The 7,146-nt window shown below is 67.8% G+C and carries 5 protein-coding genes and 1 pseudogene; all 6 read left to right on the plus strand.

Going from position 1 to position 7,146, the window contains the following annotated elements; genetic code table 11:
- A pseudogene (locus B2W70_RS17740) lies at positions 1 to 222 on the plus strand (type II secretion system protein GspM); the annotation flags it as partial.
- Positions 223 to 234: 12 nt separating this feature from the next.
- On the plus strand, positions 235 to 1,155 hold the full coding sequence (locus tag B2W70_RS17745; protein WP_286747828.1) for a type II secretion system protein N: 921 nt from the start codon (positions 235 to 237) through the stop codon (positions 1,153 to 1,155).
- Positions 1,156 to 1,158: 3 nt separating this feature from the next.
- Positions 1,159 to 3,450, plus strand: a complete 2,292-nt coding sequence (gene gspD, locus B2W70_RS17750) for a type II secretion system secretin GspD (RefSeq protein WP_286747830.1) — start codon at positions 1,159 to 1,161, stop codon at positions 3,448 to 3,450.
- 20 nt (positions 3,451 to 3,470) lie between these two features.
- Entirely contained in the window at positions 3,471 to 4,895 is a 1,425-nt protein-coding gene (gspE, locus tag B2W70_RS17755) for a type II secretion system ATPase GspE (RefSeq protein WP_286747832.1), read from the plus strand.
- 43 nt (positions 4,896 to 4,938) lie between these two features.
- The gene (gspF, locus tag B2W70_RS17760) at positions 4,939 to 6,159 is read left to right on the plus strand and encodes a type II secretion system inner membrane protein GspF (protein ID WP_286747834.1); all 1,221 of its coding nucleotides are present in this window, start codon (positions 4,939 to 4,941) and stop codon (positions 6,157 to 6,159) included.
- Positions 6,160 to 6,324: 165 nt separating this feature from the next.
- On the plus strand, positions 6,325 to 7,146 hold an 822-nt coding region (locus B2W70_RS17765), incomplete at its 3' end, for a type VI secretion system Vgr family protein (protein WP_286747836.1).

Below are 7,146 nucleotides of genomic sequence, written 5' to 3' on the forward strand. Positions count from 1 at the left end.
GCCTCCGACCGCCTGGGCCCCGCCGCCACGCTGAGCGTGCAAGGCGACCGCGCCACCCTCAGCCTGCGCGAGGTGCCCGGCGAGAGCCTGGCCTCCTGGCTCGATGAAGTCCGCACCGCTGCGCGCGCCAGGCCCCTGGAGGCCAACCTGCAGCAGGCCCAGGCCGGGCGTTACAACGGCAGCATCGTGCTGAGCCTGTCCACGGCTCAAGCGCCGCGCTGAAAGGGCAAGAACATGGCTGGCCTGCCCCTGCTCAACCGACGCCCCGGCTGGATGAAAGGCGCGACCGCGCTGACCACCCGCTGGCTGGAGTCCACCCTCGAGGTCGCCCGCTGGGAGAACATGCGCCGGGCTGGGCGCCGCTGGGGCTGGTGGGGCGCGGGCGTGGGTGCCATGCTGGGCCTGATCGCCTATGCCCCCGCACCCTGGTTGGCCAAGGCCGTGGTGTCGGCCTCGGACGGCCGCCTGTTGCTGGCCGACGCCAAGGGCACCATCTGGCGCGGCGATGCCGTGGCCGTGCTCACGGGCGGGCCGGGCAGCCGCGACGCGCGGGCTTTGCCTGGGCGCCTGAACTGGTCGATGCGTCTCGGGCTGCAAGGCGTCTCACTGGTTCTGCAGCAGGACTGCTGCATCCAGACCCCCTTGGTGCTGATCGTGCAGCCTGCCTTGTCGGGCGCCACGGTGCGCGTGGCCACCCAAGCCCAGCCTGGTCAGCCTGTTCAAACCGCTGGCGAGATCGGACACTGGCCGGCAGCCTGGCTCGGTGGCCTGGGCACGCCCTGGAACACCTTGCAATTGAGCGGCGTGCTGCGAGTGAGCACCCGTGACCTCAGCTTCTCCTGGACCCAAGGCCGCCTGCGTGTGCAGGGCCAGGCCGAGGTGGCGCTCGACAACGTCGCCTCGCGCATCACCACGCTGGACCGCCTGGGCTCGTACCGGCTGGACGTGGTCGGCGACGCCGAAGGGCAGGTTCAACTCAACCTGGGCACCCTCGACGGGGCCCTCAGCCTGACGGGCAACGGTGGTGTCACGCCTTCTGGTGTGCGCTTCCGTGGCGAAGCCCGTGCCAGCGAAGCCAGCCAGGGCGCGCTGGACAACCTCCTGAACATCATCGGGCGTCGCCAAGGCGAGCGCTCCGTCATTTCGATCGGATAAGGCATGAAGACCCATCCCCTGCTCACGCGCTCCCGCGCCACCGCCCTGGTCACGGCCCTTGCCCTGGCTTTCGGCCCAGGTGGTTTGCTGCCAGGCTTCACGGTGGGCGCGGTCTCCGCAGCCCCCGTCAAGAAGGGCGGCGCCACGGTCACGCTGAACTTCGTCAACGCCGAGATCGAAGGCGTGGCGCGTGCCATGGCCGTCATCGTCGACAAGCAGATCATGGTCGACCCCCGCGTCAAGGGTGCGATCACGCTCTACAGCGACCAGCCCCTGACGCCGCGCGAGGCCTACCTGAACTTCCTGGCGGCGCTGCGTGGCCAGGGCTTCAGCGTGGTCGAGGTGGGCAACATGCTCAAGATCGTGCCCGAGGCCGAAGCCAAGCTGCAGACGGGCACCGTTGAAGTCGGCACCGTCAAGCGCGCCGGTGACCAGGTGCTGACCCAGATCTTCCGCCTGCAGTTCGAGTCGGCGGCCAACATGGTGGGCGTGCTGCGCCCGCTCATCAGCCCCAACAACACGATCAACGCCAACCCGGGCAGCAACACCCTGGTGGTGACCGACTACGCCGACAACCTGCAGCGCATCAGCCAGATGATCGCGGCGATGGACGTGCCGTCGACCACCGACATGGAAGCGATCCCGCTGCAGCACGCCATCGCGGTGGACATCGCGCCCATGGTGCAAAAGCTCATCGAAGGCGGCGCGGCGCCTGGTGCGGCCGGTGGAGCGACCGCTGGTGGCGCCGTGGTGATGGCAGATGCCCGCACCAACACGCTGATGGTGCGCGCCCAGAACGCCGCCCGCATGGGGCTGGTGCGCAACGTCATCCAGCGCCTGGACCGCCCGGGCACGGCTGGCGTTGGGGGCAGTGGCATCCACGTGGTCTACCTGCGCAACGCCGATGCGGTCAAATTGGCCCAGGTGCTGCGCGCGGCGTTCGCGTCGGCCGGTGGCGGCGCTTCATCGGGTGGCGGGGCATCGGGGGGCTCGCCCACCAGCACCACCTCCACGCCAACGACCCAGACCGGCATGAACACCTCTTCGGGCAGCAACTCGGGCGGTGCATCGTCGCAGGCCACGGCCCCGGTGGGCGCCTCGGTGCAGCCCTCGACGGGTGGCTTCATCCAGGCCGACCCGAGCTCCAACTCCCTGATCATCACGGCCAGCGACGCGCTGTACAAGCAGCTGCGCGCCGTGATCGAGCAGCTCGACGGTCGTCGCGCGCAGATTTACATCGAGGCGATGATCGTCGAGGTCAACGAAAGAAAACTGGCCGAGGTCGGCTTCCAATGGGCGGCAGGCTCGGGCGACTCCACGCAGGTCATAGGCGGTACTAACCTGAGAACCGCAACCGGAGGCGTGCCTGGGCTCTTCAGCCTGATCGCAAATCCGGAGACCGTCGGCGCCACGATGACGGGCCTGAACCTGGGCATCGCGCGCAAGCTCTCCAACGGCAAGTACAGCCTTGGCGCCTTGGCCAGCTTCCTGGAGACCAACGCCGATGGCAACGTGCTGTCCAAGCCGAACATGATCGCGTTGGACAACGAAGAAGCCAAGATCGTTGTCGGCCAGAACGTGCCCTTCGTCACTGGCTCCTACACGAACAACAACTCCAGCTCTGGCTCCGTCAACCCCTTCACCACCGTTGAGCGCAAGGACGTGGGCTTGACGCTGCGCGTGCGACCGCAGGTGGGCGAGGGCGGCACGGTGCGTATGACGGTGTTCCAGGAAAACTCGTCGGTGGACGCGGCCAGCAAGGGAGACACGCAAGGTCTGACCACCAACAAGAGTTCCATCGAAACCACCGTCGTGATCGACAACGGCACGACCCTGGTGCTGGGTGGTCTGCTCAAGGACGAGTTCAGCAACGGCATCTCGAAGGTGCCTCTGCTGGGCGACATCCCGGTGCTGGGTGAGTTGTTCAAGAGCCGCGCGCGTTCACGCAACAAGACCAACCTGATGGTCTTCTTGCGACCGGTCGTGATGCGTGACCAGGACGCGGCCAACGCCGTCACGCTGGACCGCTACGAGTTCATGCGCCAGAAGCAGGTCAGCAGCCAACCGGAGGCCAGCGGTGTGCTGGGCGCGGTGAACGGTGCGCCGGTGATCGAGCCGCTCAAGCTCAGCAACCAGATGATGCCTCCCTCGGTGCGCCAACCTTTGGACGACCCGAACGCAGCCGAGCCGAACCTGGTACTGCCGCGCGTGCAACCGGTGCCGGCGCCAGCTGCGGTGCCAGCCGCATCGGTGCCTGCGGCCCCAGCAGCCCCCGCCACCTCGGCCCTGCGCTGACCGACCGGAGCCGCACGACCATGGGCGCCCGCCACCCCCTTCCTTACGCCTTCGCCAGGGCCCACGGCCTGCTGCTCGAAGCCGACGCCGAGCGATCCACCCTGTGGGCCAGCGTCGGCGTGTCACCCGCTGCGCTGTCGGAGGTGATGCGCAAGTACGCCGTCGACGTCATCGAGCAGGAGCCCGCCGAGACGCTGTCGCAGCGCATCGCCACGGCCTACGCCGCCGGTGAAGGCAGCGCCGCCGCCGTGGTGGGCGAGGTCGAAAGCGCGGTCGACCTGTCGCGCATGCTGCAGGACCTGCCCGCCGTTGAAGACCTGCTGGAGTCGAGCAACGACGCGCCCATCATCCGCATGCTCAACGCGCTGCTCACGCAGGCCGCGAAGGACGGCGCATCCGACATCCACATCGAGCCCTATGAGCGTTCGTCGTCGGTGCGCTTTCGCGTCGACGGCACGCTGCGCGAGGTGGTGCAGCCCAACAAGGCCCTGCACGCCGCGCTGATCTCGCGCCTGAAGATCATGGCCGAGCTCGACATCTCCGAAAAGCGCCTGCCGCAGGACGGCCGCATCAGCCTGCGCATCGGCGGCCGCGCGGTGGACGTTCGCGTCTCGACCCTGCCATCGGCCCACGGCGAGCGCGCCGTGCTGCGGATCCTGGACAAGGGCGACGCCAACAAGTTCACCCTCGAATCGCTGGGCATGAGCGGCGACTCGCTGGACCGCTTCAAGCGCCTGCTGCGCCAGCCGCACGGCATCGTGCTGGTCACCGGCCCAACCGGCTCCGGTAAAACGACCACGCTGTACGCCGGCCTGAGCACGGTCGACGCCGCCACCACCAACGTGCTGACGGTGGAAGACCCGGTCGAGTACGAGCTGCCCGGCATCGGCCAGACCCAGGTCAACGCCAAGATCGACCTGACGTTTGCCAAGGCCCTGCGCGCCATCCTTCGGCAAGACCCGGACGTCATCATGATCGGTGAAATCCGCGACTTCGAAACCGCGCAGATCGCCGTGCAGGCTTCGCTGACCGGTCACTTGGTGCTGGCCACGCTGCACACGAATGACGCGCCCAGCGCCGTCACGCGTCTCACCGACATGGGCATTGAGCCCTTCCTGTTGTCCAGCTCGCTGCTGGGCGTGCTCGGCCAGCGCCTGGTGCGCAAGCTGTGCGTGCACTGCAAGCGCCAGGATGACCAGGGCAAGTGGCACCCGGTGGGGTGCCCCGAATGCGGCATGAGCGGCTACAAGGGCCGAACCGGTGTGTACGAACTCATGGTGGCCGACGACGAGATCCGTGGCCTGATCCACGAGCAGGCGGCCGAGTCCAAGCTGTTCGAGGTGGCCCAGCTCAGCGGCATGAAGACCATGCGCGAAGACGGCGACCGCCTGGTGGCCGAAGGCGTGACCTCGCTCGAAGAGGTCTTGCGCGTCACGCGGGAATGACCGCCCGCACGACAGCCCCGACCCGAGCACCTGAGTAACCACCATGCCCGCCTTCCGCTTCGAAGCCCTGGACGCCACCGGCAAGACCGTCAACGGACTGGTCGATGCCGACAACCCCAAGGCCGCGCGCGCCCAGCTGCGCACCCAGCACATGGTGCCGCTCAAGGTGGCGCCCGTGCAGGTGGCCGAGAGCGAGCAGAGCACGTCGACCAAGCTGTTCGCGCGGCGGGTGTTCAACTCCTCGGAGCTGGCCGTTTGGACGCGCCAGCTCTCGGGCCTGGTGGTGGCGGGTTTGCCGCTGGAGCGGGCGCTCACGGCGCTCGCCGATGAAGCCGAAGACCCGCGCCAGCGCGAGCTCGTGGCACACCTGCGTGCCGAGGTCAACGCCGGCTCGCCCTTTGCCCGCGCTTTGCTGGGCTCGCCCCGCGAGTTCGACGAGGTGTACTGCGGCGTGGTGGCCGCCGGTGAGCAAAGCGGCCAGCTCGGCGGCGTGCTCGACAAGCTCGCCAACGATCTCGAAGAGCAGCAGGCGCTCAAGTCCAAGCTGATCGGCGCCACGCTGTACCCGGCCATCGTGTCGCTGTTCGCGGTGGTCATCGTGGTGGCGCTGCTGGTGTTCGTGGTGCCGCAGGTGGCGCAGGTGTTCTCCAGCAGCAAGCGGGCATTGCCCTTCCTCACGCAGTTCATGCTGGGTCTGAGCGCCTTCATGCGCAACTGGGGCTGGCTGATGATGCTGGGCATCGTTGGCGGGGGATCCGGTTTGCTGGTGGCGCTGCGCGACGAGGCCTTCCGTCAGAAGTTCGACGCCTTCTGGCTGGAGCTGCCCATCATCGGCCGGCTCTCGCGGGGCTACAACGCCGCGCGTTTCGCCGGCACGCTGGCCATGCTGGCGGGCTCGGGTGTGCCCATCCTCAAGGCGCTGCAGGCGGCGGCCGAGACGCTCTCCAACCGCGCCATGCGCGCCGACGCGATGGACGCGCTGGTGCAGGTGCGCGAAGGCGCGCCCCTGGCCTCGGCCATCGCGGCCAAGAAGCGTTTCCCGGGCCTGCTGTCGATGTTCGCCCGCTTGGGCGAGCAGACCGGCCAGTTGCCGTTGATGCTGCAGCGCGCCGCGGTGCAGCTCTCGGGCGAGGTGCAGCGCCGTGCGCTGGCGATTGCCACGGTGCTCGAACCCCTGCTCATCGTCGTGATGGGCCTGGTGGTCATGCTCATCGTGATGTCGGTGATGCTGCCGATCATGCAGATGAACACCTGGGTGAAGTGATTTCTGAAAGCGTTGTTGATTGAAGCGCGAAGGGTGGACTGTGATTGAGTCCTGATCCTTTTGCCGCAATTTGCATTCGTTTTCAAATTACCCCCGTCCTGGGGAGCTTTGTGCTGAGGCAGCAGCCATAGACTGGCCGCCACTCAAATCAAAACCTCAGGGACCATGAATCTGCCAAGCCTGTCGGACTTGGCCGGGCTGCTGTCTGCGTGGGCGCAAGACACCCGGCTGCACGCGCTGGCGGCCGCGCACGCCGAGCAACCCTTGCCGGCTGACTTGCTGGTCGAGCGCTTTGAGCTGCACGAAGCCGTCTCCCAGCCCTTCGAGCTGTGCATCCACGTCCTCGCGCTTGACACCCGCGTCGCGCTCAAAGACCTCTACGCGCGTCCCGTCACGCTGACCACGCGCCTGTCCGATGGCAGCGAGGTCTCGCGCAGCGGCGTGGTCACCGAAGCGCGCTCGCTGCAGTCCGACGGCGGCTTTGCCCGCAAGGCCCTGCTGCTGCAGCCCTGGATCGCCCTGCTCGACCACGCCCTGTGCAGCAGGGTTTGGCAGGACGCCAGCGTTGTGCAAATCGTCGAAGACGTCTTCGCCGACCACCCGCAACTGGCCGCCTGGCACTGGGACACGGGCGTGGCGGAACACGTCGCCCAGGGCCTGTTTGCCCGCAACGGTGGCCAGCGCAGCTACTGCGTGCAGCACCGCGAGAGCGACCTTGAATTCATCCAGCGTCTCCTGGCCGAAGAAGGCATTGCCTGGCGTGTCGAAGAACACGCCGACGCCCCCATGGGCCACCGGGTGGTCTTCTTCGTGCGCAGCGCCCAGCAGCCCGAAGACCTGACCAGCGTGCACAGCCTGGGTGGCCGGGGCATCCGCTTTCATGGCCACACCAGCCAGCAAGAGCAAGACAGCATCACCGCCCTGGCCGCACGCCGCGAGCTGCGCCCCACCAAGCTCGTGCTGCAGGGCTGGGACCACAAGGCCAAC

It is taken from the genome of Aquabacterium sp. UBA2148 (assembly GCF_002328915.1).
GTDB classification, from domain to species: Bacteria; Pseudomonadota; Gammaproteobacteria; order Burkholderiales; family Burkholderiaceae_C; genus Aquabacterium; species Aquabacterium parvum.